The following is a 24,793-nucleotide window of genomic DNA, read 5'->3' as shown; positions in this document are numbered from 1 at the left end:
GTTCGTTGCTAACTACAACTACAAACAAATAAGGAAAAGTAATAATGGCTAAGGGGCAATCTTTGCAAGACCCGTTTTTGAACGCTTTGCGTCGTGAAAGAATCCCAGTATCAATCTACCTAGTTAACGGCATTAAGCTGCAAGGTCAGATTGAGTCTTTTGATCAGTTTGTGATCCTATTGAAGAATACTGTTAACCAGATGGTATACAAGCATGCTATCTCTACGGTGGTTCCTGCTCGTCCAGTAAACCACCACCATGCAGGTGACCGTCCGGCACCTACTGAGCGTTCACAGGAAAAAACTGAAGAATAATTCTTCTTCAATAAGGAGTTGATTGCTTGTTTGACCGTTATGAATCCGGTGAGCAGGCAATTCTTGTTCATATCAACTTCACGCAAGAAGGGGAATGGGAAGACTTAAGCGAATTTGAAATGCTGGTCTCCTCTGCGGGGGTAAATGCACTACATGTGGTTACAGGTAGTCGCAAAACTCCCCACCCTAAATATTACGTGGGAGAAGGTAAAGCGCAGGAAATTGCCGAAGCGGTTCGGGCTGAAGAGGCCGACATCGTAATATTCAACCACTCTCTATCTCCAGCGCAAGAGCGAAATCTGGAGCAGATTTGTAAATGCAGGGTATTAGATCGGACAGGTTTGATCCTGGATATCTTTGCCCAACGCGCACGTACCCATGAGGGTAAATTACAAGTCGAATTAGCACAGTTGCGTCATATCTCCACTCGATTGATCCGAGGCTGGACCCACCTTGAACGACAGAAGGGCGGGATTGGTTTACGGGGACCGGGTGAAACTCAGTTAGAAACTGACCGACGCTTGTTACGAGACCGAATCAAAACGATTTTACGTCGTCTTGAAAAAGTGGCGAAGCAGCGCGATCAGGGTCGTCGAGCACGTAACCGTGCTGAGATCCCGACGATTTCACTGGTAGGTTATACCAATGCGGGTAAATCGACCTTGTTTAACCGAGTAACAGATGCCGGGGTATATGCTGCCGATCAACTATTTGCAACGCTAGATCCTACCTTGCGTAAGATCGATGTTGCCGATGTTGGAACGTCAATTTTAGCTGATACTGTAGGTTTCATTAGACACTTGCCCCATGATTTGGTGGCGGCGTTTAAGGCGACCTTAAAAGAAACTCAAGATGCCAGCTTGCTACTGCATGTGGTGGACGCGAGTGATGATCGCTTTCGTGAAAATATTGAAGCGGTTGATAGCGTATTAGAAGAAATTGACGCCAGTGAAGTGCCGACTTTGCTTGTCATGAACAAAATTGACAACTTAGAAGGGGCGCAGCCGCGCATTGAAAGAGACGACGACGGCGTGCCGCGTCGGGTTTGGGTATCAGCGATGGAAGGGGTCGGTATTGATTTACTGTTTGAAGCCTTAACCGAACGCCTATCCGGAACCATGGTAAAGCATACTCTGTGTCTGCCACCGCAGTATATTGGTCGCTATCGGAGTAAGTTTTATCAATTGGGTTGTATTGTCAGCGAAGAATATGACACTGACGGCAGCCTGAAAATCGATATCCGTCTACCGTTGGCAGAGTGGTCTCGGTTACAAAAAAGGGAAAGTACTTCGTTAGATGACTTTATCGTTGCTTAATGGACTGCTAGAGTAATAAGAAAAACTGTCGTCATATCATGTTGATGGAGTTCTATAATGGCGTGGAATGAGCCTGGTAACAACGGTGGCCGTGATAAAGACCCTTGGGGTAACAATAATCGCGGTGGTCGAGAACAAGGTCCACCAGACCTTGATGAAGTTTTCTCTAAACTAAGTCGTAAATTTGGTGGTATTTTTGGAAATAAAAAAGGGCCTTCAACTGGCGGTAGTGCTGCTGGTTTAGGGGTAATTGCAGTGCTTGCTACTGCGGTATGGGGTTTCTCTGGTTTCTACACCATTGGTGAAGCAGAACGTGGCGTGGTTTTACGCTTCGGTAAGTTTTACGAAATGGTCGATCCTGGTTTGAACTGGAAGCCAACGTTTGTTGACGAAGTCACACCCGTCAATATTCAGGCGATCCGCTCTTTACGTAGTTCAGGTTTGATGCTGACAAAAGATGAAAACGTACTGCAAATCGAGATGGATGTTCAGTACCGTGTTTCTGATGCAAATAAATACCTGTTCAGCGTAACGAATGCTGACGACAGCCTACGTCAGGCCACCGATTCTGCACTTCGTGCTGTTATTGGTGACTCAACGATGGATGAAGCGTTGACGACGGGCCGTCAGGTCATTCGTGCTCATACGCAGGAAGCTATCGATAAGATTATCCAGAATTATGACATGGGTATCTTTGTTGTCGATGTAAACTTCCAGTCAGCACGTCCACCAGAAGCGGTTAAAGACGCGTTTGATGATGCAGTGGCTGCGCGAGAAGATGAAGAGCGTTTTGTTCGTGAAGCGGAAGCTTATAGTAACGATATTTTGCCGAAGGCAACGGGTCGTGCTGAGCGTCTGAAGAAAGAAGCAGAAGGTTATTCTGAGAAAGCGATCAACGGTGCGCTCGGTGAGGTTGCCCAGTTTACAAAACTACTACCTCAATATCTGGCTGCTGAAGAAGTAACGCGTAATCGTTTATACCTAGAAACGATGGAACGTGTTTACAGTAATACTAGCAAGGTGATGATTGATTCGAACTCAAGCGGTAACTTGTTGTATTTGCCTTTAGATAAGCTGATGAACTCATCAGGTCAAAGCGGTAAGGCTAAGAGCGAGACATCAAGCGGTTCTTATGGCATCGAGCTTGAAAAAGTCGAAACTACCACACCAGTCTCCACGTCTCCACGTGCAGATACTGGTCGTCAAGGGAGATATTAATTATGCGTAAGTTAATGATCCCAGTGATTGTCATCTTTATTGCTACGTTGCTGATGTCGATGTTCGTAGTACAAGAAGGTGAGCGTGGTATTGTGGTCAGATTTGGTCGTATTTTGAAAGATGCGAACACTGACGCGACTCGTATTTATGAGCCTGGTTTGCACTTTAAAGTGCCTGTGTTTGATCAAGTTCGTCCGCTAGATGCACGTATCCAAACTATGGATGATCAAGCCGACCGTTTTGTAACGTCAGAGAAAAAAGACGTCATTATTGATACCTATGTGAAATGGCGTATCGAAGATTTCGGTCAGTATTATTTGACGACGGGTGGAGGCGATGTTTCTACCGCAGAAGCACTATTGAAGCGTAAAGTGATTGATAGCCTGCGTGCTGAAATTGGTTCTCGTGAAATTAAGCAGATTGTATCGGGCCCTGATCGTAATCAAGGTCAGGAGACCACTGCCATTTCTGAACTTGATGACGCTCCAGCGACAGAAATTGTTGCTGAAGTTGCACCGCGTAAAGAAGTTGAAGGTCAGCGTGACCAAATCATGGATAACGTACTTGCTGAAATTCAAGTAAGTGCGATGAAAGATTTGGGTGTTAGTGTTGTTGATTTCCGAATGAAGAAAGTCAACTTACCTGACGAGATCAGTGAGTCTATTTACCGTCGTATTCGTGCTGAGCGTGAATCCGTGGCGCGTAAATATCGTGCTCAAGGTCGTGAGAAAGCTGAAGTTATCCGCGCACAGTCTGAACTGGAAGTGGCTAAGATTTTGTCTGATGCCAACCGTCAAGCTTTAGTTGTCCGTGGTACGGCAGATGCACGAACAGCTGAAATATACTCAGAAGCATTCAATCAGAACCCGGAGTTTTATGGCTTCTTGCGTTCATTGAAAGCTTATGAGGAAAGTTTCAACTCGAAGAGTGACATTTTGGTCATTGACCCAAATACTGATTTCTTTAGATATATGAAAGATTCATCGGGCGCTTCAAACTAAGCGAAACCGAGATTAAAAAAGCAAGACTTCGGTCTTGCTTTTTTTTTACCTGCTATTTGAAGGCGAGTATAGTACCTGTGGTTTTTCGGGATTTTTGGAGTCAGTATGGCGAGTTCTATTTGGTTAGCTTTGGGTTTAGTATTGGTTTTTGAAGGGCTTGGTCCACTATTGGCACCACAAGGGTGGCGAAATATGGTGAGTCAGCTCAGCCAGCAGGATGATAATACATTACGCCGTATTGGTGGATGTTTGGTGGCTGCGGGCAGTGTTATCGCCTATAGGATGTACGTGAATATGTAAATCGTCATAGCACTTTATCGTGACACTCTTCTTGCAGTAAATAGGCCTATGGTCAAAAAATGACTGCAAGGCGACGTTGAAGGTGCTAGAATCCTTTTTTAACTACTGATAGACGAAGAAAGATGGCAAATAATGTAGTCGTTCTTGGCACCCAATGGGGTGACGAAGGTAAGGGTAAGATCGTAGATCTTTTGACTGAAGATGCAAAGTATGTAGTACGCTACCAAGGTGGCCATAATGCAGGTCACACACTTGTCATTGACGGTAAAAAAACAGTCCTTCACCTGATCCCATCAGGTATCCTACGTGACAACGTTAAATGCATCATCGGTAACGGTGTTGTACTTTCTCCTGACGCGCTGATGAATGAAATGGGCCCACTAGAAGAACGTGGTATCCCTGTGCGCGAACGTCTGTTCTTGTCAGAAGCTTGTCCGCTAATTCTTCCATACCATATTGCTCTTGACCAAGCGCGTGAAATCGCTCGTGGTAAAAAAGCTATCGGTACAACTGGCCGTGGTATCGGTCCAGCGTACGAAGATAAAGTTGCTCGTCGCGGTCTACGCGTTGGTGACTTGTTTGACAAAGAAGCATTTGCTGAGAAGCTTAAAGAAGTCATGGCTTACCATAACTTCCAGCTTGAGCATTACTACAATGCTGAACCTGTAAGTTACGAAGAAGTACTTGAGAAAATCATGTCTCAGGCTGATCTTCTTACTTCTATGGTTATCGACGTAACGAAAGAACTTGATGATGCTCGTCTACGCGGCGACAAGATCATGTTCGAAGGTGCGCAAGGTACACTACTTGATATCGACCACGGTACTTACCCGTACGTAACCTCTTCAAACACAACTGCTGGTGGTGTTGCTGCAGGTTCTGGTTTCGGTCCTCGTCACCTTGGCTATATCCTCGGTATCGCGAAAGCATACTGTACACGTGTAGGTGCGGGTCCATTCCCGACTGAGTTATACGATGGTCTGGATAAGCAAGACCCAGTAGGTAAGCACCTGGGTGATGTTGGTAATGAATTTGGCGCCACTACAGGTCGCCTACGTCGTACTGGTTGGTTTGATGCAGTTGCTATGCGTCGTGCAGTACAAATCAACTCAATCTCAGGTTTTTGCCTAACTAAGCTAGATGTATTGGATGGCTTAAAAGAACTTAAGATCTGTACGGGTTACAAAACTAAGACTGGCGAAATTCTAGAAGTATCTCCAATGGCGGCTGACGCTTACGAAGATCTAGAGCTAATCTACGAAACAGTTCCTGGTTGGTCTGAAAAGACATTCGGTGCTAAGTCACTAGACGCGCTTCCACAAGCTGCTCTTGATTACATCGCGCGTATCGAAGAGCTAACAGGCGTACCAATTGATATCGTTTCTACTGGTCCTGACCGTAACGAAACTATCATCAAGGTTCACCCATACGGTGAATAATAGCGTTTAGCTACCTTGAATGAAAAGCCAGCCTACGGGTTGGCTTTTTTGTTTTTATCATCTCCATATCATCATCCCATTGTGGACCCCGCTTCCAAAACGGTGCCTTCTTAGTTGCGTCAAAAAAACTTTCAAGCTAAGTGTTAACTCGGCAAAAAAATGCCGTTTTAGTGCCGAATTCTATTAAAGTTTGAGCAGTAGGCGCCGATATACAATTTACGTTCGGATAGAGATCGACCCATGAAACTGCGTACTTTGTTACTGACAACATTGCTGGCTGCAACACCTGCCTTTGCATTGGATGATGTAGGGGATGCGGTGCCGGTATATTCTGAAAATGAACTAAACCGAATGTTTGAAAGCAATAGCCACTTACAGCAAGTACAAGCGGATGATTGCCAGCTGGTGCAAGATATTGAAGCTCGCGCCCTTAGGGTTGAATCAGCCTCTTATCAGTTTCTTTATGGTGATATGTTAGCGTGGGGAGTTTGTGTTGAACGCGATGTTGAATTGGGTGTTTATTACATGCAATCTGCGGCTCAGCAAGGTTCACCTGCAGCTTTAGAGCAACTCGGACGTTACTATTCTAGAGGCACGTTAGTACAGCAAGACAAAGAACGAGCCATTCCCTATCTACGCGAAGCCGCTGCTATGGGTAACGTTGATGCTCGTATTCAATTGGCAGAATTGTTATTAAGTGATTACGGTAGCCCGCTAGATTTTGAAGACGCTTATCGCTGGCTTTACAACACGGTGACAGCCAACAATATGGATCACCGCCAGATTTCACGACTTCGTCAAGGGTTAGAAAACCGTATGCCAGCGAATGTCATTGCACGGGCAAAACGGCGGGATACGTTTTGGTAAATTTCCTCTACAATGCCCTCGCTAAATAGAGAGCACATAAATCATCAGATACAAAAAGAGAGGCAAATGCCTCTCTTTTTAATGGTATTTAGCCGTATAGCCTTGTTGCTAGCGCAATCGCTTACAATACCTTGTGAGGACCAAAGCACTCGTAGTGTAGTTGCTCTTCAGTCACACCCATCTCGATAAGCTGTTTCGCTACATGCTGCATGAACCCGACAGGGCCGCAGAAGTAGTACTGCATATTGGGTGTCGTTAACTCACTTTGCTGTTTGGTTAGATCGATCAAGCCTGCATAATGGAAATCTTCAGCTGGACGATCTGCGGTTAATGGATCTCGGTACCAAACGGTGTTTGAGATGTGATCGTGTTTTTCAGCCAATGCTGCTACTTCTGCTTTAAAGGCGTGTTGGGCACCATTTTCAGCCGCATGTAACCAGTGAACGTCAGCCTGATGGTTGGTCAGTGTTTCTAGCATCGATAGCGTTGGAGTCAGACCTACACCGGCTGAAATCAGAGTGACTGGTGTTGTTGGCTCTACCTCGAGGAAGAAATCACCCGCTGGTGGTGCTAACTGGACTTTATCGCCGACGTTTAGGTTATTGTGCAGATAGTTAGATACCTTACCACCTTCTTCTCGTTTAACTGAGATACGGTAGCTGTTTGTTTGAGGTGCAGAAGACAGACTGTATTGACGAATTTCCTGATATTCAAACTCTTCGGGTTTCAAGTAAACGCCCAAGTATTGACCCGGTTTGAAATCTGCAACGTTAGCGCTATCAGTAGGTTTGAAGGTAAAACTAGTGATCACATCACTCTGTTGTTTTATTTCAACCACTTGAAACTCACGTGTACCGCGCCACCCGCCCGTTTTTCCTTCGTTTTCTTGATAAATAGATTCTTCACGTTGAATGAATACATCCGCTAGTACCCCATAAGCTTCCGCCCAAGCATCAAGGACCTCTTGACCGGGAGAAAATAACTCGTCGATGGTCGCAAGTAGATGCCCGCCAACGATCGCATACTGCTCTGCAGTGATCATGAAGCTGGTGTGCTTATGCGCAATCTTTTCGACGGCGGGTAGCAATACGGCAAGATTTTCAATGTTGTTGGCATAAGCGCAAATGGCGTTGAATAGTGCTTCACGTTGATCGCCATTACGTTGGTTACTCATGTTGAAAATATCGTTGAGTTCAGGGTTATGTTTGAACATACGATCGTAAAAGTGAGCGGTTAGAGCTGGGCCCGTTTGAGCAAGTAACGGTGCTGTTGCTTTCACTGTATCAATGGTTTGTTGGCTGATCATTACGTTATCCTATATTTAAACTTATATTTGTAATGCATGTTATAAGTTGTATCTTATCTGTATCTTTTAGTCAATAAGAAGATTAAAATGCCAGCAGGAGGAGTTATTGTGCAACTGACTAGTTTTACCGATTATGGCCTGCGTGCCTTGATTTATTTAGCGACCCTACCAGAGGGGGAGCTGACCAGTATTACCAAAGTGACTGAAGTGTATGGTGTATCTCGTAACCACATGGTTAAGATCATCAATAAACTCGGTCAGTTGGGGTATGTCGACACTGTACGAGGCAAAAATGGGGGTATCCGTTTGGGTATGCCTGCCGAACGTATTGTTATTGGTGATGTTGTGCGTGCCATTGAGCCGTTACAGATAGTGAATTGTAGCGAAGACTTTTGCCATATTACGCCAGCATGCCGTTTGAAAGAGGTACTGTTTTCCGCTCGCCAAGCGTTTTTAGCTGAGCTTGACCAACATACTCTTTCCAGCTTAATTGACGACAATCCGCCACTGCGTGTGCTGTTGGAACAGCCTGTGGCTTAACCTGCAAATCAATAACTTCGAAATCTCTTTAGTGGAGCAAAGAATTTAACTGTGCTCCCGTCTGTTCACCTAGGGCGAAGATATACTAGAGTTATATCTTCGCTAACTTGGATCTAACTATGTCAAAAGGTACTACCGATTTACCGGTCGACCCTTTTCGCGATCGCGAAGCTTCTAATTATGAAAACCCAGTCCCTAGCCGAGAAATGCTGCTAGAAGTGATCCGTGGTTTTTCCGCACCAGTAAGCCGTGATCAGCTCTTTACAGAACTTAAGCTTGAAGGCGATGACCAATATGAAGGTTTGCGCCGCCGTTTACGTGCGATGGAGCGTGATGGTCAATTGATCTTCACTCGTCGTCAATGTTATGCCCTGCCTGAACGCTTGGATTTAATCAAAGGTCATGTTATTGGCCACCGCGACGGTTTTGGCTTCTTACGCCCGGAAGGCACCAACAGCAAGGAAGAGGATTTAATGCTTCCTCACCACCAAATGCGTGGTGTGATCCATGGTGATTACATCTTGGCACAGGTGGCTGGTACTGATAAGCGTGGCCGTCGAGAAGGTCGTGTGGTCCGCGTTCTGAAACATTACGAAGGTCAAATTGTTGGTCGCTTCTTTATTGAAGACAACATGGGCTATGTTGTGCCTGATGACTCACGTATCGCGCAAGATATTGTTATCCCTAATGATCACCGTATGGGTGCGCGTATGGGTAATGTGGTTGTGGTTGAAGTGAATCAACGTGCTACTCGTCAGCATAACGCTGTCGGTAAAGTGCTTGAAGTACTTGGTGAGAACATGGCACCGGGTATGGAAATTGAAATCGCCTTACGTACTCACGACATTCCACATGAATGGCCTTCTGAAGTTGATAAACAAATTGAAGGGCTTGGCGAAGAAGTGCCAGAAGAGGCCAAAAAAGGTCGCGTTGATTTACGTGACTTGCCGCTTGTCACTATTGATGGTGAAGATGCGCGTGACTTTGATGACGCCGTATACTGTGAGCGTAAAAAGTCAGGTGGCTGGCGCTTATGGGTCGCTATTGCAGATGTAAGTTACTACGTTCGTCAGGGTACTGCGCTTGATAATGAAGCAGTCAAACGTGGCAACTCGGTATACTTCCCATCGCAAGTGATCCCAATGTTGCCGGAAGTGCTGTCGAATGGTTTGTGTTCGCTGAATCCGCAAGTGGATCGCTTGTGTATGGTGTGTGAGATGACTATCTCAGAGACCGGTAACTTATCAGGCTATAAGCACTATGAAGCAGTAATGAACTCTCACGCACGCTTAACTTACACCAAAGTCAGTAAAGTGCTGGATGGTGATGAAGAGTTACGTGAACGTTATGCACCATTGGTTCCTCATCTTGAAGAACTATACAGCATGTACAAAGTGCTGAAAGGCTCGCGTGAAGTGCGTGGCGCCATTGAGTTTGAAACCATTGAAACGCAATTTATTTTCAATGCTGATCGCAAGATTGATCGTATCGTGCCAGCCGTTCGCAATGATGCACATAAAATCATTGAAGAGTGCATGATCTTGGCAAATATTGCTTCCGCTCGCTTTGTTGAAAAAGCCAAAGAGCCAGCATTATACCGAGTGCATGACGCTCCGGGTGAAGAGCGACTGATCGGTTTCCGTGATTTCTTAGGTGAGTTGAGTCTGCAATTGTCGGGTGGTTTAGAGCCGTCGCCAAAAGACTATGCTGAACTCGCTGCATTGATCCAGAACCGTCCAGATAAAGAATTGATTCAATCGATGTTGCTGCGCTCAATGAAGCAAGCTGTCTATCAGGCGGACAACGTGGGTCACTTCGGCTTGGCATTGAAGCAGTATGCCCACTTCACATCACCGATCCGTCGTTACCCTGATTTAACCTTGCACCGCGCAATTAAGTACTTAGTTGCCAAGCAAGAAGGCACTAACAAAGATCGTTGGACGCCAACAGGTGGGTACCATTACTCGTTTGATGACGTTGATGGCTTAGGTGAGCAATGCTCAACCACAGAGCGCCGTGCAGATGACGCCACCCGAGATGTTGCTGATTGGCTCAAGTGTGAGTACATGCAAGATCACGTTGGCGATGAATTTGACGGTGTGATTGCCAATGTAACCGGCTTTGGTTTCTTTGTTCGCCTAAATGAACTAAACATTGATGGTTTGGTGCATATCTCAAACTTGGCGAATGATTACTACCAGTATGATCCTGTTGGTCAACGTTTGATCGGTGATAGTTCTGGACTGGTTTACCGCCTTGGTGACACGGTTAAAGTTAAAGTTGCCTCGATTAATCTAAACGATCGACAAATCGATTTTGATATTGCTGGCAGTAACCGTAAGCCTCGTGGTGAAGGTAAAACAGCCAAAAACCGTGAGAAAAAACAGCGTATGCGTAAAGCCGAAGGGATGCAGCGCCAAAGCTTGAAGGTATTCAAAGTCGAAGACGGGGAAGCACAGCAGGCTCATCGCTCGAAATCTAAAAAAGAGCGTAGCTCTGTTCGCCAAAAGCTTAAAACGGGTGCAATACCGAAGCTAGAGGAAGACAAAGCACCGAATGGCAAAAAGCCTAAATCGGATGCCGCAGTGAACCCTAAAGCGAAAAAGAAATCGAGCAAAGTACGTAAAAAGAAACAACGTGCTGGTAAGAAAGAACGGGCAGAAAAGAAGAATTAACCAATGAGTAATGACATGATTTTCGGCATTCATGCCGTAAACGCAGTATTGGCCACCGATCCTGTGCGCTTTATTGAGGTGTTTGTCCTCAAAGGTCGTCAAGACGATCGTTTGTCACCAGTAATCACTGAGCTGAAAGACTTGGGGATTACGATTCAAGAAGCCGGTCGTAAGGCGCTTGATGATAAAGTTGACGGAGCTTCACACCAAGGTATCGTTGCCTGTGTTCGTCCCGGTAAACAATACAATGAGAACAACTTGGATGACTTGCTGGAAGGCACTGACAATCCGCTATTTCTCATACTGGACGGCGTGACCGATCCGCATAACCTTGGCGCATGCCTGCGTAATGCCGATGCGGCTGGTGCAGTTGCAGTGATTGTACCCAAAGACCGTTCTGCTCAGCTAAATGCAACAGCCAGTAAGGTAGCTTGTGGTGCCGCTGAGATTATGCCATTGGTCAAAGTGACGAATCTTGCGCGCACGATGCGAGCGTTGCAGGAAAAAGGCGTATGGGTTGTCGGTACGGCGGGCGAAGCAACGCATGATATCTACCAAAGCAAACTCACTGGGCCTTTGGCCATAGTTATGGGTGCGGAAGGTGAAGGTATGCGCCGTTTAACGCGCGAGACCTGTGATGACCTGATCAAAATCCCAATGGCGGGCTCAGTTTCAAGCCTGAACGTATCAGTTGCTACCGGTATCTGTTTATTCGAGGCTGTTCGCCAGCGTCAATTAGGATAATAATCGTACGATAGTCTCTGTTATCGTGCGTTAATTTTGAGTGCCCGCAAAGGTTAGGTTTGCGGGCATTTTTTTCGCATTATTTTGCTGTTTTTGGGAGTGGGAAGATAAAAATCTCTTGCGTAGATTGCCCAATCTCTGTACTATTCAGCGTCCAAATTCTCGGTTCTATTTTTAGTTCCTTGCTTCCTCTGGATAACCGAGCCAACTCAGGAAGCTGATTAATCCGTAAGGAGCAACCAATGCGTCATTACGAAATCGTATTCATGGTGCACCCTGATCAAAGCGAACAGGTTGCTGGCATGGTCGAGCGTTACACTGCTGCTATCAAAGATTCTGGTGGCCAGATCCATCGTCTAGAAGATTGGGGCCGCCGTCAAATGGCTTACCCAATCAACAAACTGCACAAAGCACACTACGTTCTAATGAACGTTGAAGCTGAGCAGTCTGTAGTTGACGAACTGGAGTCTAACTTCCGTTTCAACGATGCAGTGATCCGTAACATGATCATGCGTACTAAAGGCGCTATCACTGAGCCATCTCCAATGATGAAGGCTAAAGAAGAGCGTGCCCCACGTCGCGAAGAGCGTGCAGAGCAACCAGCTCCAGCACCATCTGAAGGCGAAGCAGCAGCTGAGTAATTTTTGAATGACCAATCGTCTGGAGTTATCTGGCGTTATTGCCAAAGACCCCAAACGAAGCAAATCGCTGGCGGGAATACCTCATTGTCACTTTGTGCTTGAGCATCGTTCCTACCAGAAAGAAGCTGATTTACCACGTCAAGTGTATTGCTACATTAACGTGGTAATTAGCGGGCAAGGTCAACAAATACTTACGCAAGATTTAGTTGTCGGCAGTCACATTAAGGTAGGAGGCTTTGTCTCATACCAAACCGGCCGTAATGGCATTGGTAAATTAGTGTTACATGCTGACTACATTGAAAAAATTTAGATCAGGAGATAGCCCATGGCACGTTTCTTCCGTCGTCGTAAATTCTGCCGTTTTACTGCAGAAGACGTACAAGAGATTGACTACAAAGATGTAGCAACTCTAAAAAACTACATCACTGAAGCTGGTAAAATTGTACCAAGCCGTATCACTGGTACTCGCGCTAAATATCAGCGTCAGCTAGCTCGCGCTATCAAGCGTTCTCGTTACTTAGCACTTCTACCATACACTGACAAGCATCAGTAATCGGTAGCAGTTTAATTAGTTTAAGAGGACAAGATAATGCAAGTTATTCTACTTGATAAAATCGGTAACCTAGGTGGCCTTGGCGACCAGGTTAACGTTAAAGCTGGTTACGCTCGTAACTTCCTTATCCCACAGGGTAAGGCTGTAATGGCAACTAAAGCTAACGTTGAAATGTTTGAAACTCGTCGTGCTGAACTAGAAGCTAAAGTTGCTGAGCAACTGGTTGCTTGTCAGGCACGTGCTGACAAACTAAGCGCACTAGAAGCAGTTGTTATTGCTTCTAAAGCTGGCGACGAAGGTAAGCTATTTGGCTCTATCGGTACTCGCGATATCGCTGATGCAGTTTCTGCAGCTGGCGTTGAAGTAGTTAAAAGCGAAGTTCGTCTTCCTGAAGGCGCACTACGTACTACTGGCGAATTTGAGATCAGCATTCAGCTGCACTCTGAAGTATTCGCTACTATCAACCTAAACGTTGTAGCTGAAGCTTAATAACGGTTAGTGTCGATATGAAAAACCAGCCTTCGGGCTGGTTTTTTTATGCCTGTAATTTGTGGAGATAGGCCACGTTGAACGGCATAGGCTCAGTGAATTTTAAAGAGCAGGTTAATCGACATGGTTGAATCACGCTTTTTAAGTCCGTCGGGTACCCAGCTGTTAAAGTTTTGCGTATTGCTAAACTTAATGGCGATATGATCATTGATGGATGTCGTGAGGTTGAGCTCGGTTTCCATCGTACTGTTACTGTTGCCGCCAATACCAGTGAATCGCCCATTCACCTCAATGTTCTTGGTCGGCTTCCAGATAAACTTAGTACTACCACGGAGAATGAGCTCATCGACGGTTTCTGGAATGACAATATCGTCATCGTCAATTTCATCGATATTAGGCTCTTGATGACGGTAGCCAGGGCCTGCTTCCACCTCCATTTGGAAGGTTTCTCGACGAATTAGCTGGTAACCCAAACCAGTGGCAAGCGTAAAGTCGGTAAAATATGGGCCATAACGGTCATCGATGTAATTAGCATTACCGAGTACATAGGTACGCTCATTGATTTTCATATCACTTTGGAGTTCAAGCTGCCCTCTACGCTTATCTTCATCACCGTCTTTTTCTGCCAGTAGAAATTTCGCTTCAGCATTATGACGGTACTGGTTCTTGACGTAGGTATAACCAATTCGGCTATTAAGCGTTTCGGAATCTGAATTGCCACCTAATGCATGGTAACCAAACTCAACCTCGCTCGTCCATGGCGGTGGGATCGGAGTTGGCCTGTCGTCATCTGCGGCTTTAGCCGTTGTATTGGCAAGTAGCAATAAAGCCAGAAAGTATCTTGCCAAGTGGCCTCCTCCGGATAAAAAATGATAGGTAATCAATCAGACACCGTATTTTACCTTATTTATGTCAGCTTTTGGTTAGGAAACTCGAGTGGCGTTTTACATGGCCGACGTTATCTCTTTGGTGCGTAAACAATTCAGGGTAAATTTATTTTCCACACTATATTGTTACATAGACTCACCGCGATTTAAGGTATAATGATCGGCTTAGTTTCCGGCAATCATTTCAATTCTTATGGCAGAAAACAGCAAACCCAACAAACCCAAAGATACCAAAATGGATGCAATTAAAATGCCTCCACACTCTTTAGAGGCAGAGCAATCCGTATTGGGCGGCTTGATGCTGGACAATGAAAAGTGGGATGCTGTTGCTGAAAAAGTGGTTGCGACAGACTTTTATAGTCGTCCGCATCGCATCATTTTTGAAGGGTCGGCCGCGTTGCTTGAAGGTGGCCAACCGCTCGATCTTATTACGCTCTCTGAGCATCTTGAGCGAGCAGATAAGCTTGAGAATGTCGGTGGTTTTGCTTACTTAGCAGAGCTTGCCAAAAATACCCCCTCAGCGGCGAACATTACCGCTTATGCCGAAATCGTGCGTGAGCGAGCCTTGATCCGTGACATGATTGGCGTGGCAAACGAAATTGCTGACGCGGGGTACGATCCTCAAGGTCGTGACAGTGAAGAACTGCTGGATATGGCCGAAAGTAAAGTTTTCGCTATTGCCGAGCAACGTACAACTGAAAATGAAGGCCCTCAGAATGTTGATACCATTCTAGAAAAGACCCTTGAGCGTATCGAGATTTTGTATCAGTCACCACAAGATGGTGTGACTGGGGTATCAACTGGTTTTACCGATCTGAATAAGAAAACTGCAGGTTTACAAGGGTCTGATTTGATCATTGTTGCCGCGCGTCCTTCTATGGGTAAAACCACGTTTGCGATGAACTTGTGTGAAAATGCGGCGATGGAACAAGAAAAGCCCGTATTAATCTTTTCACTTGAGATGCCTTCAGAACAAATCATGATGCGTATGCTGGCATCTCTATCGCGTGTTGACCAAACGAAGATCCGTACCGGTCAGCTTGACGATGAGGATTGGGCGCGTATTTCATCGACGATGGGTATTCTGATGGAAAAGAAGAATATGTTCATCGATGACAGTTCAGGCCTAACCCCGACAGAAGTTCGTTCACGGGCCCGCCGTATTGCACGTGATCACGGTGGCTTAAGCCTTATCATGATTGACTACTTGCAGCTAATGCGAGTACCGGGTTATCAAGATAACCGTACGTTGGAAATTGCCGAGATATCTCGTTCACTTAAGGCGTTAGCAAAAGAGTTGAATGTACCTGTGGTCGCCCTATCTCAGCTTAACCGTTCCTTGGAGCAACGTGCAGATAAGCGCCCAGTAAACTCTGACTTGCGTGAATCGGGTGCGATTGAGCAGGATGCCGATTTGATCATGTTCATCTATCGTGATGAGGTGTATCACGAAGATACTGCCTTGAAAGGGATTGCGGAGATCATCCTTGGTAAGCAGCGTAATGGTCCGATCGGTACAGTACGTCTGACGTTCCAAGGCCAGTTTTCTCGCTTTGATAATTACGCCGGTCCGGCGTTTGATGATGAATAATTTGCGTTAATGCAAGCGGTGATGAAACCATTAACCGGGTAGAACAGTAGGTAACTTGATGAAAGCGGCAACAGCATATATCAACACTCAAGCGTTGACTCACAACATTAGCCAACTTCGAGCCAAAGCGCCGAACAGTAAGCTATTGGCTGTGGTAAAAGCGAATGGCTATGGTCATGGCTTGGCGCATGTTGCTCGCCACCTACCTGATGCCGATGGCTTTGGTGTTGCTCGCATCGAAGAAGCGTTAACTCTGCGGGTAAAAGGTATCGTTAAGCCCGTTTTATTATTAGAAGGTTTTTACGCAGCGTCAGATTTACCCGTTCTGGTAACGAATAACATTCACACCGTTGTACATTCCGTTGAGCAGCTAGAAGCGCTAGAGCAAACTGAGTTAGACGCACCTGTGGTCGTTTGGCTTAAAATCGATACGGGTATGCACCGCTTGGGCGTTCGTCCTGAACAATATACTGAATTCGTAGATCGCCTCCATGCTTGTGATAACGTGGCAAAACCATTGCGCTATATGAGCCATTTTGGTTGTGCTGATGACATGGAGAGTATCGTAACCGAGCAGCAAATTGATACTTTTATGACGCTGACTGACGGTTGCCGTGGTGAGCGTTCGTTAGCGGCTTCGGCTGGCATACTGGCATGGCCGCAAAGCCAGCTTGAGTGGATTCGCCCTGGAATTATTATGTATGGGGTGTCGCCATTTACTGAGCCAGAGCGTTCAGCTGAAGCGTTCAATATGAAGCCCGTGATGACCCTGACATCTAGTCTTATCGCGGTAAGAGACGTGAAAAAAGGTGAGTCAGTTGGCTATGGTGGTATTTGGACTAGTCAGCGAGATACCAAAATAGGGGTGATAGCGATTGGCTATGGCGACGGTTACCCTCGTAGTGCCCCCAATGGCACACCGATTTTGGTTAATGGCCGTATTGTACCTATGGCGGGGCGTGTTTCGATGGACATGCTAACTGTCGACTTGGGCCCTAACTGCACAGATAAAGTCGGTGATGAAGCGATACTGTGGGGGGAAGGGTTGCCGGCGGAAGTTGTTGCCGAGCATATCGGTACCATTGCGTATGAGTTGGTTACGAAATTAACATCACGTGTCGCGATGACTTACGTGTAGATGTAGAGCACATGTGAATTAAGCATTTAAATCAAAAGCCGTAGCATTCGTTACGGCTTTATCATTTTCGGTTTGGTTTATTGTTGATGGCTAGATCGCTTGGAGTCTGTCTGTCGATAAAAATAGCCGAGTAAAGAGATCCTTTTGAGCCTGTGATTAAGCTGACGTCTAATCCATAATGGCATATTAATAACATTGTTCGATAGTGGAATAGATACTGGATTTTGCTGACTTTAAATAATTTCAAATCCGCAGCCGTGGCTGTGGCTTTTTCATATACAGCATTTGCTCAGGCCGATGGTTGGCCAACATGGTCACCTGAAACCGCATTTGTTCCCTTTGCTTTTTCAACCGATGCGATGGGACTATCGGTTGGTATGGCTGGTTTGCTAAAAGGCGCAGGGCAGCCTCAGGCTGCATTATTAGGCGCTGGTGTCGTAACCGAAAAAGGAACTTGGCTGGCATACCTTGGGGCAAGCAACTATACCCTGAGTACGGATAGTCGCTGGTTATTTGGCGCGGAACTCTTTTCGGCTGACTACAAGCAGTTCGATTATTATCTGGGTGATTCAACGGGTAATGATTCCAGTGTTGATGACAAAGTTGTGGCTGATGCCACTGAGTCGCAGTACCGATTATCGATGCGTTATATCTTACCGTTTGGTGCCGCAAAAGATCAGGGTGCCTTTGCGGCGATTAGGCCACAACGTGAGGTCTCGGGAAGCACACCATGGCAAAGTGGCGTGAGTTCTATTGAGTTCAGGCCATTTTATCAGTCGCGTGATTTCTCCGAATCACCTCAACCGGGCTTTAGCGAAGCGGAAAGCGTATGGGGGGTGGAAACTCGCTTCGAGTGGGATAACCGCAATAACAGCAGCAATCCGTCCGAGGGCAGTCGAAGTCAGTTTAGCGTGACGGTTGATCCGGGCAGCTCTGATCATGCCAGCTGGTGGAAGTGGGAATTGAATCAAAGCTGGTTCTGGGACCTCGGTAACTTAGGCGAGCTGATCGACCAGCAAGTGTTCGCTTTCAATGTATATACTGGCGACACACCAAGCTGGAACAAGACAGAAACGGTTGATGGTAAGGAAGAGCTTCGCCGGCCGCCGGCTTATGCGGGAACACGGTTGGGGGGGCTATACCGTTTGCGAAGCTTCTCTGGTGGCCGCTTCGTTGATCGCTCTGCGCTGAGTTATAGTATGGAGTATCGGATGCAGCCTGATTGGCAACCATTACATACGTGGCCAGTGTTTGAATGGTATGACGTGCCATGGTGGCAATGGGTTGCTTTTGCCGATGTAGGTCGAGTAGCGGATGAGTATGACTTACGTGAGCTTCATAAAGACATGAAGTGGAGTGCCGGAGCGGCTATCCGCTTTCAGGTTGAAGGCATCGTCGTTCGAACCGAAATGGCTTGGGGAAGCGAAGACAGCATCTTTAGAGTCATGATTAATCAGCCATTCTAACCTCAATAAAAAGCAAGCATTCTTATATGCTTGCTTTTTTACGTTAGTCACCTTGAAGGGTCACAATGATCTTACGGCTACCGCCATAATCGCGATGCTCACCAAGATAAATTCCTTGCCAAGTTCCCAATGCTAATCTTCCCTGTGATATGGGCAAAGTAATACTATTGCCAAGTAATGATGCTTTGATATGGGCAGGCATATCATCATCCCCTTCATAGGTATGCTGATAGTAGGGAGCCCGTTCAGGTACAAAATGATTGAAGTGTGCCTCCATGTCGCTACGAACTGTTGGATCGGCATTTTCATTGAGTGTCAGACTGGCTGAGGTATGTTGAATGAAAAGGTGAGCAAGGCCAACTGAGAATTGGCTTAACTCAGTGATTTGTTGTTCAATTTCATCGTTTATGAGGTGAAAACCTCGAGAACGGGCTCGTAGGTTGATTGTTTTTTGAAACCACATAATCTTAACCTTGTTGTGTTTTGCAACTGAAAAACGCAATATCTATTGATTGTATTGCACATTTTTAGGCCAATCATTTACTCTTTGTTTTCGTGACCTGACGCAATGACGGTAAAGCTTACTTCAAGTCATAATTATTCATAAGTTGTAAAATTACAAAAATAGAGCTGACTGCTTAAGTTAGGCTACACTAGACAGAATTTACTTAGATCGGGGATCCGTAGCTTAGGTTATTTTGACAAGGCTAATGGATTAACAATTAAAAATCAGGAACTTCACCATGTTGAAAAGCATCAATCCGACCCATACTGAAGCGTGGAAAGCGTTAACCGCCCATTTTGAAGAAGCTCAAGATTTGAAATTGAGTGAATTGTTTGCAAATGACAGCGAACGTTTTAGCCAGTTTTCAGCCAATTTTGGCGCAGATATTCTTCTTGATTACTCAAAGAATTTAATCACAGAAGAGACAATGACAAAGCTGTTCGCTCTTGCTGAACAAACTGAGGTAAAGGCTGCTATCAGTGAGTTGTTTAGCGGCGAAAAAATCAACCAAACTGAAGGGCGCGCAGTACTGCACTCTGCTCTACGTAACCGTAGTAATACACCAATCATGGTTGATGGCGAAGATGTTATGCCTAACGTCAATGCTGTGCTGGCAAAGATGGAAGCGTTCACTGCTCGAATCGTTGATGGTGAGTGGAAAGGTTATACAGGCAAAGAAATTACGGATGTGGTAAACATCGGTATCGGTGGCTCTGATCTTGGCCCTTATATGGTGACAGAAGCGTTAACACCTTATAAAACGCGTCTAAAAATGCACTTTGTGTCAAATGTCGACGGTACGCATATTGCTGAAACGCTGAAGCCTTTAAACCCAGAGACAACGCTGTTTTTGATTGCTTCTAAGACATTTACTACGCAAGAAACCATGACCAATGCACATTCTGCACGTGACTGGTTCTTAGCATCAGCGGGTGATCAAGCGCATGTAGCTAAGCACTTTGCAGCCCTATCAACTAACGCGAAATCAGTTTCAGAGTTTGGTATTGATACCGACAACATGTTTGAATTCTGGGATTGGGTTGGTGGCCGTTACTCATTATGTTCAGCGATTGGTTTATCAATTAGCCTTTCTGTTGGCTTTGATAACTTCGTGGCGTTGCTTGACGGTGCACACGAGATGGATAAGCACTTTGCCGAGGCTCCTTTAGAGCAGAACCTGCCTGTTATTCTTGCGTTGATCGGCATTTGGTACAACAATTTCCACGGTGCCGAGTCTGAAGCTATCTTGCCATATGACCAATACCTACACCGTTTTGCCGCTTATTTCCAGCAAGGCAATATGGAATCTAATGGTAAATGTGTCGACCGTGATGGTAACCCAATTGATTACCAAACGGGTCCAATTATTTGGGGTGAGCCGGGTACCAATGGTCAGCATGCATTCTATCAGCTGATCCACCAAGGCACGAAATTGATCCCATGTGACTTTATTGCACCAGCATTGAGCCACAACCCAATAAGTGATCACCACCCTAAATTGATGGCAAACTTTTTTGCTCAAACTGAAGCATTGGCCTTTGGTAAAACAAAAGAGCAAGTAGAAGCTGAGTTTGTGGCTGCTGGCAAAACATTAGAAGAAGTGGCAGAGCTTGTGCCATTTAAAGTGTTTGATGGTAACCGTCCAACTAACTCCATCTTAGTGAAGCAAGTAACACCTGCGGTATTAGGGTCGTTAATTGCATTGTATGAGCACAAGATTTTCACTCAAGGTGTCATTTGGAACATCTTTAGCTTTGATCAGTGGGGTGTTGAGCTGGGTAAGCAGTTGGCAAATAACATCTTACCTGAGCTGGGTGACGATAAATCAATTGCAAGCCATGATAGTTCAACGAACGGTTTGATCAACGCGTTTAAACAGTGGCGCGCATAATTGGTCTATCTCATAGGGTATTGGAGTGATTTAACTATTACTTAGTACTTCTATGTTAGCGAATAAAAAACGCCTCTAGGTTAATTCTAGCGGCGTTTTTTTATAGCGGGTATTTTCAGGCAATTAAGACAGGGCGGTGACTTCACTTGCCTGTGGACCTTTCTGACCATCTGTTACGAGAAATTCGACATTTTGGCCTTCTTGCAAGGTACGACGGCCTTGGGCTTGAATTGCACTAAAGTGAACGAATACATCTTTGCCATCGGCACCTGAAATAAAGCCAAAGCCTTTTTCATCGTTGAACCATTTTACGGTTCCAGTCAGTTTGCTCATGTTACGATCTTTCCTTTGAATGTTATATATCCTTGCTGGCCTTAGCCGGCTAGCAAAACGACGCTGTAAAGTAGGTCAAAACAATAGGTGTTCTGATGCTTATTCAGCATAGTCAGTCTAGATCGATTGGATGACAGTTGGTAGTTTTTTGTCCGATAATTGTGGTAACTTCACATAAAAATCAAAGTGATAGAATTGCTAATAAGAGGCTGAAGGTTCAGCCGATCTTAGCCGGCTGAAGCTAGTGAGAGGCATAACGTTAGCCGTCGAAGCAAATTTCGATAAAGGCTTTTCCGTATTCAGAATCAAAGGGCATAATTATTATTGCCCCATCACATTTATGGGTGATGGTATGCCCTCTACCTGAAACGACTGCAGGGGTTGCCATTTCAAAGTCATACCCTTTCTCGGATAAAATACGTTTGGCACCACCTGTGACCATATTGGTGATTTCACCCACCATATCTGTTACTTCTTCATTTACACCATGTGGGCGTTCACCCAGCATGCGTTGCATGATTTCTAAGGCTAGTCCCTCATCAAAAGTGATCGACATTGAGCCTTTAGTTTTCGGACCTATCATCCCAATTAAGCCAGAAACATCGCCACGGGCAACTTCATCTTTTTTTAATCGAGGTTTTTGTGGAGCTAGCTCCATTGACGCCATCGTTTTGAGGACATTCAAAAGTGACGCTAAAAAAGGGTTTACGAATTCTGCTCGCATAATCTTATAACGACTGTCTTAAATTAAAAAACTTACTTGTTTTTACATTGCTGGCAAATACCATGGCTTTCTACAACGTGGTTCGATATTTCAAAACCCTGTTGTTCTGCTTTTTGGCTTAGTAATTTGGCCAGCTCATCATCGTGGTATTCCTCTACCGTGCCACATCCATCACAAATAAGCAGCTGAGAGCAGTGATCAGCATGGCCAAGCAGACAGCAAGCTATGTAGCTGTTTGTCGACTCGACTTTATGAACAAAACCCTGAGCGAGGAGAAAATCTAGAGCACGGTATACCGTCGGAGGTTTCGCTTGTGGCTCTGTTTCTCTGAGTAAATCGAGAAGCTCGTAAGCACTAATAGAGCTATGGTGCTTGATGATCAATCCAAGGACTTTAAGTCTTTGAGGTGTCAACCTTACTCCACGTTGCTCGCATATCTGCTGTGCTTTTACCAGCAGTTGCGTTTGATTTGACATATGACCTCAAAAAACAAGCGATAAGTACAGCATATTAGCATATTCAAGGGTAAACGTATCTTAGATATAGGCTTTCTGTCTTGTGATTAAGAAAAAATCGCGGTATCGATCACGCCTCATTTGATCAGAATAAGCTGTTATCAACTTTATAATGACTAAATGTACAGCTTTTATGAGTGATGGCTGCACTTCGTTGAACGCCGTTTTTGGTCGGGAATGAGTCTTTTCCTAAGCTGTTGTTATAATGGGGTTTTGCTAGGTGTGCAGCTTTTGGGGTGTTTGTGTTCAATAGCTTTAAAAGCTGTACGAAGAGTTTTTGATTGTTATCTTTTACTTTAAAATCATGAGGTTATAATGTTTTTGTAATGCTGGTAACTTTTTGTTTTTAGTTTGCCATGGTGATTACAGTTATTTATATGGCGTACAGCATTTTGATGGTTGATCTGCCATTTGCTTTTTTAGTTGTAATTTTATTATTGATAGGCTTGCTAAATTGTTGATTTTGCAGTGGAGGAATCAACATGTACAGCTTTTTGGGTTGTCATGTTGCTATAGCTATTTTTTTATGTACGGATGATCTAGTTGGTGTTTTATCTGCTTGATTTATAGTTAATTTTTCCATGTTAGGTTTGTGCTTGTCATGTTCTTTTTAATTGTTGTCTACTCTATTTGTTTACGACTCTAGAGCTGATTTACTCGCTGAGTATATTTTAGACTGTGTTTGGGATAGGGACTGTAATAGGGTAGAATCCGCACTCTTTTCTGTTTGGGCGTTTTATCGTCTTTTGCTATTGAGCAAAGCAGTATAAATACTGGCATGGTCATCAATACCTGCCAGCGATGTAGGTAAAAGTGGGTCAACAATGAGGTCTTCAGATGACAGATAGCGCAATGGTAGTAAATGAACAATCAACAATAGAAGTGGCAACAAAGGGTGATTACCCTTCATGCCGCTTTTCTGTTGCGCCAATGCTCGATTGGACTGATCGCCATTGCCGGTACTTTCATCGATTGCTGAGCGACAATACGCAGCTCTATACTGAGATGGTAACAACTGGCGCAATTATTCACGGTAAGGCTGATTATCTAGCTTATAACGAAGAAGAGCACCCACTGGTTTTGCAACTGGGTGGCTCGAATGCTGCGGATTTGGCAACATGTGCCAAGCTGGCTTATGAGCGTGGCTACGATGAAATTAACCTGAATGTTGGCTGCCCATCGGATCGCGTACAAAACGGTCGTTTTGGTGCGTGTTTAATGGGTGAAGCAGAGCTGGTGGCACAGTGTGTTTCAGCTATGCGTGAAGTGGCGGATATTCCTGTTAGTGTGAAAACACGAATTGGTATTGATGAGCAAGATTCATATCAGTTTCTAACCGACTTTATTGCAACGGTTAGTGAAAAAAGCGGTTGCCAAGATTTTACCATTCACGCGCGAAAAGCATGGCTAAAGGGCTTAAGCCCGAAAGAAAACCGCGAAATTCCACCGCTTGATTACCCGCGTGTCTATCAGTTAAAGCAAGACTTCCCCCACCTTACTATGGCGGTAAATGGTGGTGTTAAAACACTGGAAGAGATTGAGGCGCACCTGATGCACCTTGATGGTGTCATGGTGGGTCGCGAAGCTTACCAGAATCCATACTTGCTCGCAGAGATTGATCACCGTTTGTTTGGTTGTGATAAACCGATGAAAAAACGTCGTGAAATTGTAGAAGCGATGTACCCATATATTGAGCGTCAGCTAACGAATGGTGCATACCTCGGTCATATTAGCCGCCATATGCTTGGTTTATTCCAAAGCATGCCAGGAGCGCGTCAGTGGCGTCGCCACATCAGTGAAAATGCACATAAGCCTGGCGCTGGTATTGAGGTATTACAGCAAGCAATGGCGAAGATCCCCGCCCACTTGGATGTATAATTTCACCATAAGTTAGTCGGGCTGGCCAAATTTGTTGGTTAAATAGACCAAGCTAGTAAAAAGGCACTGAGTTTATTCTTAAGTGCCTTTTTTAATGGTTGATTTTTAACAAGTTATTTTTATTTGTCGCATTGGTCTGAATTGTGCAAAGTACCTATATATTGTTTACGGGTGAATTGCATGCTTTGGTAAGGAGTTAGATATGGTCGAACTATTATTCTTAATTGTATTTGCGGTTGTATTGTTTTTTTCTGGGATCAGTTTGTTGGGGATGCTGCTCGCAATTGCTGCTGGTTTTGTCGTGATGGCGGTTGTCGGAATGATTGGCATAGTATTTAAGTTATTACCATGGCTGGTACTTATTGCGATCGTGATTTGGTTTTATCGTGAACGCAAAACCGAGCAACGCCATCGTGATAAATATTTTCGCTAATACCGTGCTGTTAAATCGTTAGCGCTTGT

Annotated in this window: 26 protein-coding genes; 20 read left to right on the top strand and 6 right to left on the bottom strand. The window is 45.1% G+C overall.

Features of this window, described 5'->3' with window-relative positions; translation table 11 throughout:
- Nucleotides 1–44: 44 nt before the first annotated feature.
- From hfq to motX, 7 genes are all read left to right on the top strand, one after another.
- Nucleotides 45–314 (top strand): RNA chaperone Hfq, encoded by a 270-nt coding sequence (gene hfq / locus L4D78_RS24705; protein WP_428459426.1) that lies wholly within the window; start codon nt 45–47, stop codon nt 312–314.
- Nucleotides 315–340: 26 nt separating this feature from the next.
- Nucleotides 341–1,630 carry a ribosome rescue GTPase HflX gene (gene hflX / locus L4D78_RS24700; RefSeq protein ID WP_428469390.1) on the top strand — a complete coding sequence of 430 codons (1,290 nt, stop codon included), beginning with the start codon at nt 341–343 and terminating at the stop codon, nt 1,628–1,630.
- Between the two features lie 57 nt (nt 1,631–1,687).
- Nucleotides 1,688–2,848, top strand: coding sequence for an FtsH protease activity modulator HflK (hflK, locus tag L4D78_RS24695; RefSeq protein ID WP_428469389.1), 1,161 nt, complete (start codon nt 1,688–1,690; stop codon nt 2,846–2,848).
- A gap of 2 nt (nt 2,849–2,850) precedes the next feature.
- Nucleotides 2,851–3,849: a protease modulator HflC gene (gene hflC / locus L4D78_RS24690; protein WP_428469388.1), complete on the top strand. Its 999-nt coding sequence runs from the start codon at nt 2,851–2,853 to the stop codon at nt 3,847–3,849.
- A 105-nt stretch (nt 3,850–3,954) separates the two neighbouring features.
- Nucleotides 3,955–4,149: a DUF2065 domain-containing protein gene (locus L4D78_RS24685; RefSeq protein ID WP_428469387.1), complete on the top strand. Its 195-nt coding sequence runs from the start codon at nt 3,955–3,957 to the stop codon at nt 4,147–4,149.
- 122 nt (nt 4,150–4,271) lie between these two features.
- A complete protein-coding gene (locus L4D78_RS24680; RefSeq protein ID WP_428469386.1) occupies nt 4,272–5,588 on the top strand; it encodes an adenylosuccinate synthase in 1,317 nt (438 codons plus the stop codon).
- Nucleotides 5,589–5,828: 240 nt separating this feature from the next.
- Nucleotides 5,829–6,455, top strand: a complete 627-nt coding sequence (gene motX, locus L4D78_RS24675; RefSeq protein WP_428469385.1) for a flagellar protein MotX — start codon at nt 5,829–5,831, stop codon at nt 6,453–6,455.
- A 121-nt stretch (nt 6,456–6,576) separates the two neighbouring features.
- Here the strand turns inward: motX and hmpA are convergent, their stop codons facing one another.
- Nucleotides 6,577–7,761, bottom strand: a complete 1,185-nt coding sequence (hmpA, locus tag L4D78_RS24670; protein WP_428469384.1) for an NO-inducible flavohemoprotein — start codon at nt 7,759–7,761, stop codon at nt 6,577–6,579.
- Nucleotides 7,762–7,869: 108 nt separating this feature from the next.
- On the opposite strand from hmpA, the gene nsrR reads away from it, so the two are divergent.
- The 7 genes from nsrR to rplI all read left to right on the top strand — a co-directional run bounded on the left by nsrR (nt 7,870) and on the right by rplI (nt 13,403).
- The gene (nsrR, locus tag L4D78_RS24665; RefSeq protein WP_428469383.1) at nt 7,870–8,301 is read left to right on the top strand and encodes a nitric oxide-sensing transcriptional repressor NsrR; all 432 of its coding nucleotides are present in this window, start codon (nt 7,870–7,872) and stop codon (nt 8,299–8,301) included.
- Between the two features lie 119 nt (nt 8,302–8,420).
- Nucleotides 8,421–10,976, top strand: coding sequence for a ribonuclease R (gene rnr, locus L4D78_RS24660; RefSeq protein WP_428469382.1), 2,556 nt, complete (start codon nt 8,421–8,423; stop codon nt 10,974–10,976).
- Nucleotides 10,977–10,979: 3 nt separating this feature from the next.
- Nucleotides 10,980–11,720, top strand: a complete 741-nt coding sequence (gene rlmB / locus L4D78_RS24655) for a 23S rRNA (guanosine(2251)-2'-O)-methyltransferase RlmB (protein WP_428469381.1) — start codon at nt 10,980–10,982, stop codon at nt 11,718–11,720.
- A 242-nt stretch (nt 11,721–11,962) separates the two neighbouring features.
- Entirely contained in the window at nt 11,963–12,361 is a 399-nt protein-coding gene (gene rpsF, locus L4D78_RS24650; RefSeq protein WP_428459415.1) for a 30S ribosomal protein S6, read from the top strand.
- A 7-nt stretch (nt 12,362–12,368) separates the two neighbouring features.
- The gene (gene priB / locus L4D78_RS24645; protein WP_428469380.1) at nt 12,369–12,671 is read left to right on the top strand and encodes a primosomal replication protein N; all 303 of its coding nucleotides are present in this window, start codon (nt 12,369–12,371) and stop codon (nt 12,669–12,671) included.
- A 15-nt stretch (nt 12,672–12,686) separates the two neighbouring features.
- Nucleotides 12,687–12,914, top strand: coding sequence for a 30S ribosomal protein S18 (rpsR, locus tag L4D78_RS24640; RefSeq protein ID WP_087024481.1), 228 nt, complete (start codon nt 12,687–12,689; stop codon nt 12,912–12,914).
- Between the two features lie 36 nt (nt 12,915–12,950).
- A complete protein-coding gene (gene rplI, locus L4D78_RS24635) occupies nt 12,951–13,403 on the top strand; it encodes a 50S ribosomal protein L9 (protein ID WP_428469379.1) in 453 nt (150 codons plus the stop codon).
- Between the two features lie 92 nt (nt 13,404–13,495).
- Here rplI and L4D78_RS24630 read toward each other — a convergent pair whose 3' ends face one another.
- On the bottom strand, nt 13,496–14,251 hold the full coding sequence (locus tag L4D78_RS24630; protein ID WP_428469378.1) for a DUF481 domain-containing protein: 756 nt from the start codon (nt 14,249–14,251) through the stop codon (nt 13,496–13,498).
- A gap of 232 nt (nt 14,252–14,483) precedes the next feature.
- On the opposite strand from L4D78_RS24630, the gene L4D78_RS24625 reads away from it, so the two are divergent.
- The 3 genes from L4D78_RS24625 to L4D78_RS24615 all read left to right on the top strand — a co-directional run bounded on the left by L4D78_RS24625 (nt 14,484) and on the right by L4D78_RS24615 (nt 18,485).
- On the top strand, nt 14,484–15,881 hold the full coding sequence (locus tag L4D78_RS24625) for a replicative DNA helicase (RefSeq protein ID WP_428469377.1): 1,398 nt from the start codon (nt 14,484–14,486) through the stop codon (nt 15,879–15,881).
- 58 nt (nt 15,882–15,939) lie between these two features.
- Nucleotides 15,940–17,019, top strand: coding sequence for an alanine racemase (gene alr / locus L4D78_RS24620; RefSeq protein WP_428469376.1), 1,080 nt, complete (start codon nt 15,940–15,942; stop codon nt 17,017–17,019).
- Nucleotides 17,020–17,282: 263 nt separating this feature from the next.
- On the top strand, nt 17,283–18,485 hold the full coding sequence (locus tag L4D78_RS24615; protein ID WP_428469375.1) for a BamA/TamA family outer membrane protein: 1,203 nt from the start codon (nt 17,283–17,285) through the stop codon (nt 18,483–18,485).
- A 43-nt stretch (nt 18,486–18,528) separates the two neighbouring features.
- On the opposite strand, the gene L4D78_RS24610 is transcribed toward L4D78_RS24615, so the two are convergent.
- A complete protein-coding gene (locus L4D78_RS24610; RefSeq protein WP_428469374.1) occupies nt 18,529–18,948 on the bottom strand; it encodes a secondary thiamine-phosphate synthase enzyme YjbQ in 420 nt (139 codons plus the stop codon).
- 280 nt (nt 18,949–19,228) lie between these two features.
- Here L4D78_RS24610 and pgi point away from each other — a divergent pair, with 280 nt between their 5' ends.
- Entirely contained in the window at nt 19,229–20,881 is a 1,653-nt protein-coding gene (gene pgi / locus L4D78_RS24605; protein ID WP_428469373.1) for a glucose-6-phosphate isomerase, read from the top strand.
- Between the two features lie 123 nt (nt 20,882–21,004).
- On the opposite strand, the gene L4D78_RS24600 is transcribed toward pgi, so the two are convergent.
- The 3 genes from L4D78_RS24600 to zur form a co-directional block, all read right to left on the bottom strand.
- Nucleotides 21,005–21,214, bottom strand: coding sequence for a cold-shock protein (locus tag L4D78_RS24600; RefSeq protein ID WP_428469372.1), 210 nt, complete (start codon nt 21,212–21,214; stop codon nt 21,005–21,007).
- A 259-nt stretch (nt 21,215–21,473) separates the two neighbouring features.
- A complete protein-coding gene (locus L4D78_RS24595; RefSeq protein WP_428469371.1) occupies nt 21,474–21,938 on the bottom strand; it encodes a chemotaxis protein CheX in 465 nt (154 codons plus the stop codon).
- Nucleotides 21,939–21,970: 32 nt separating this feature from the next.
- A complete protein-coding gene (gene zur / locus L4D78_RS24590; protein ID WP_428459404.1) occupies nt 21,971–22,414 on the bottom strand; it encodes a zinc uptake transcriptional repressor Zur in 444 nt (147 codons plus the stop codon).
- A gap of 876 nt (nt 22,415–23,290) precedes the next feature.
- On the opposite strand from zur, the gene dusA reads away from it, so the two are divergent.
- Together dusA and pspG are read left to right on the top strand one after the other, a co-directional pair.
- Entirely contained in the window at nt 23,291–24,331 is a 1,041-nt protein-coding gene (gene dusA, locus L4D78_RS24585) for a tRNA dihydrouridine(20/20a) synthase DusA (protein ID WP_428469370.1), read from the top strand.
- A gap of 202 nt (nt 24,332–24,533) precedes the next feature.
- Nucleotides 24,534–24,764, top strand: a complete 231-nt coding sequence (pspG, locus tag L4D78_RS24580; protein WP_428459403.1) for an envelope stress response protein PspG — start codon at nt 24,534–24,536, stop codon at nt 24,762–24,764.
- Nucleotides 24,765–24,793 lie beyond the last annotated feature (29 nt).

Origin of the sequence: Photobacterium minamisatsumaniensis (genome assembly GCF_050336695.1) — a bacterium.
GTDB classification, from domain to species: Bacteria; Pseudomonadota; Gammaproteobacteria; order Enterobacterales; family Vibrionaceae; genus Photobacterium; species Photobacterium minamisatsumaniensis.
Note: the sequence above shows the minus strand (reverse complement) of the source record. Positions and strands in the feature narration are given on the sequence as shown.

Bases quoted from the DNA above. Each gene is read 5' to 3' on its own strand.
- hfq (WP_428459426.1), top strand. From the start codon at position 45: ATGGCTAAGGGGCAATCTTTGCAAGACCCGTTTTTGAACGCTTTGCGT.
- hflK (WP_428469389.1), top strand. From the start codon at position 1,688: ATGGCGTGGAATGAGCCTGGTAACAACGGTGGCCGTGATAAAGACCCT.
- hflC (WP_428469388.1), top strand. From the start codon at position 2,851: ATGCGTAAGTTAATGATCCCAGTGATTGTCATCTTTATTGCTACGTTG.
- L4D78_RS24685 (WP_428469387.1), top strand. From the start codon at position 3,955: ATGGCGAGTTCTATTTGGTTAGCTTTGGGTTTAGTATTGGTTTTTGAA.
- L4D78_RS24680 (WP_428469386.1), top strand. From the start codon at position 4,272: ATGGCAAATAATGTAGTCGTTCTTGGCACCCAATGGGGTGACGAAGGT.
- motX (WP_428469385.1), top strand. From the start codon at position 5,829: ATGAAACTGCGTACTTTGTTACTGACAACATTGCTGGCTGCAACACCT.
- hmpA (WP_428469384.1), bottom strand. From the start codon at position 7,761: ATGATCAGCCAACAAACCATTGATACAGTGAAAGCAACAGCACCGTTA.
- rnr (WP_428469382.1), top strand. From the start codon at position 8,421: ATGTCAAAAGGTACTACCGATTTACCGGTCGACCCTTTTCGCGATCGC.
- rlmB (WP_428469381.1), top strand. From the start codon at position 10,980: ATGAGTAATGACATGATTTTCGGCATTCATGCCGTAAACGCAGTATTG.
- rpsF (WP_428459415.1), top strand. From the start codon at position 11,963: ATGCGTCATTACGAAATCGTATTCATGGTGCACCCTGATCAAAGCGAA.
- priB (WP_428469380.1), top strand. From the start codon at position 12,369: ATGACCAATCGTCTGGAGTTATCTGGCGTTATTGCCAAAGACCCCAAA.
- rpsR (WP_087024481.1), top strand. From the start codon at position 12,687: ATGGCACGTTTCTTCCGTCGTCGTAAATTCTGCCGTTTTACTGCAGAA.
- rplI (WP_428469379.1), top strand. From the start codon at position 12,951: ATGCAAGTTATTCTACTTGATAAAATCGGTAACCTAGGTGGCCTTGGC.
- L4D78_RS24625 (WP_428469377.1), top strand. From the start codon at position 14,484: ATGGCAGAAAACAGCAAACCCAACAAACCCAAAGATACCAAAATGGAT.
- alr (WP_428469376.1), top strand. From the start codon at position 15,940: ATGAAAGCGGCAACAGCATATATCAACACTCAAGCGTTGACTCACAAC.
- L4D78_RS24610 (WP_428469374.1), bottom strand. From the start codon at position 18,948: ATGTGGTTTCAAAAAACAATCAACCTACGAGCCCGTTCTCGAGGTTTT.
- pgi (WP_428469373.1), top strand. From the start codon at position 19,229: ATGTTGAAAAGCATCAATCCGACCCATACTGAAGCGTGGAAAGCGTTA.
- L4D78_RS24600 (WP_428469372.1), bottom strand. From the start codon at position 21,214: ATGAGCAAACTGACTGGAACCGTAAAATGGTTCAACGATGAAAAAGGC.
- L4D78_RS24595 (WP_428469371.1), bottom strand. From the start codon at position 21,938: ATGCGAGCAGAATTCGTAAACCCTTTTTTAGCGTCACTTTTGAATGTC.
- zur (WP_428459404.1), bottom strand. From the start codon at position 22,414: ATGTCAAATCAAACGCAACTGCTGGTAAAAGCACAGCAGATATGCGAG.
- dusA (WP_428469370.1), top strand. From the start codon at position 23,291: ATGACAGATAGCGCAATGGTAGTAAATGAACAATCAACAATAGAAGTG.
- pspG (WP_428459403.1), top strand. From the start codon at position 24,534: ATGGTCGAACTATTATTCTTAATTGTATTTGCGGTTGTATTGTTTTTT.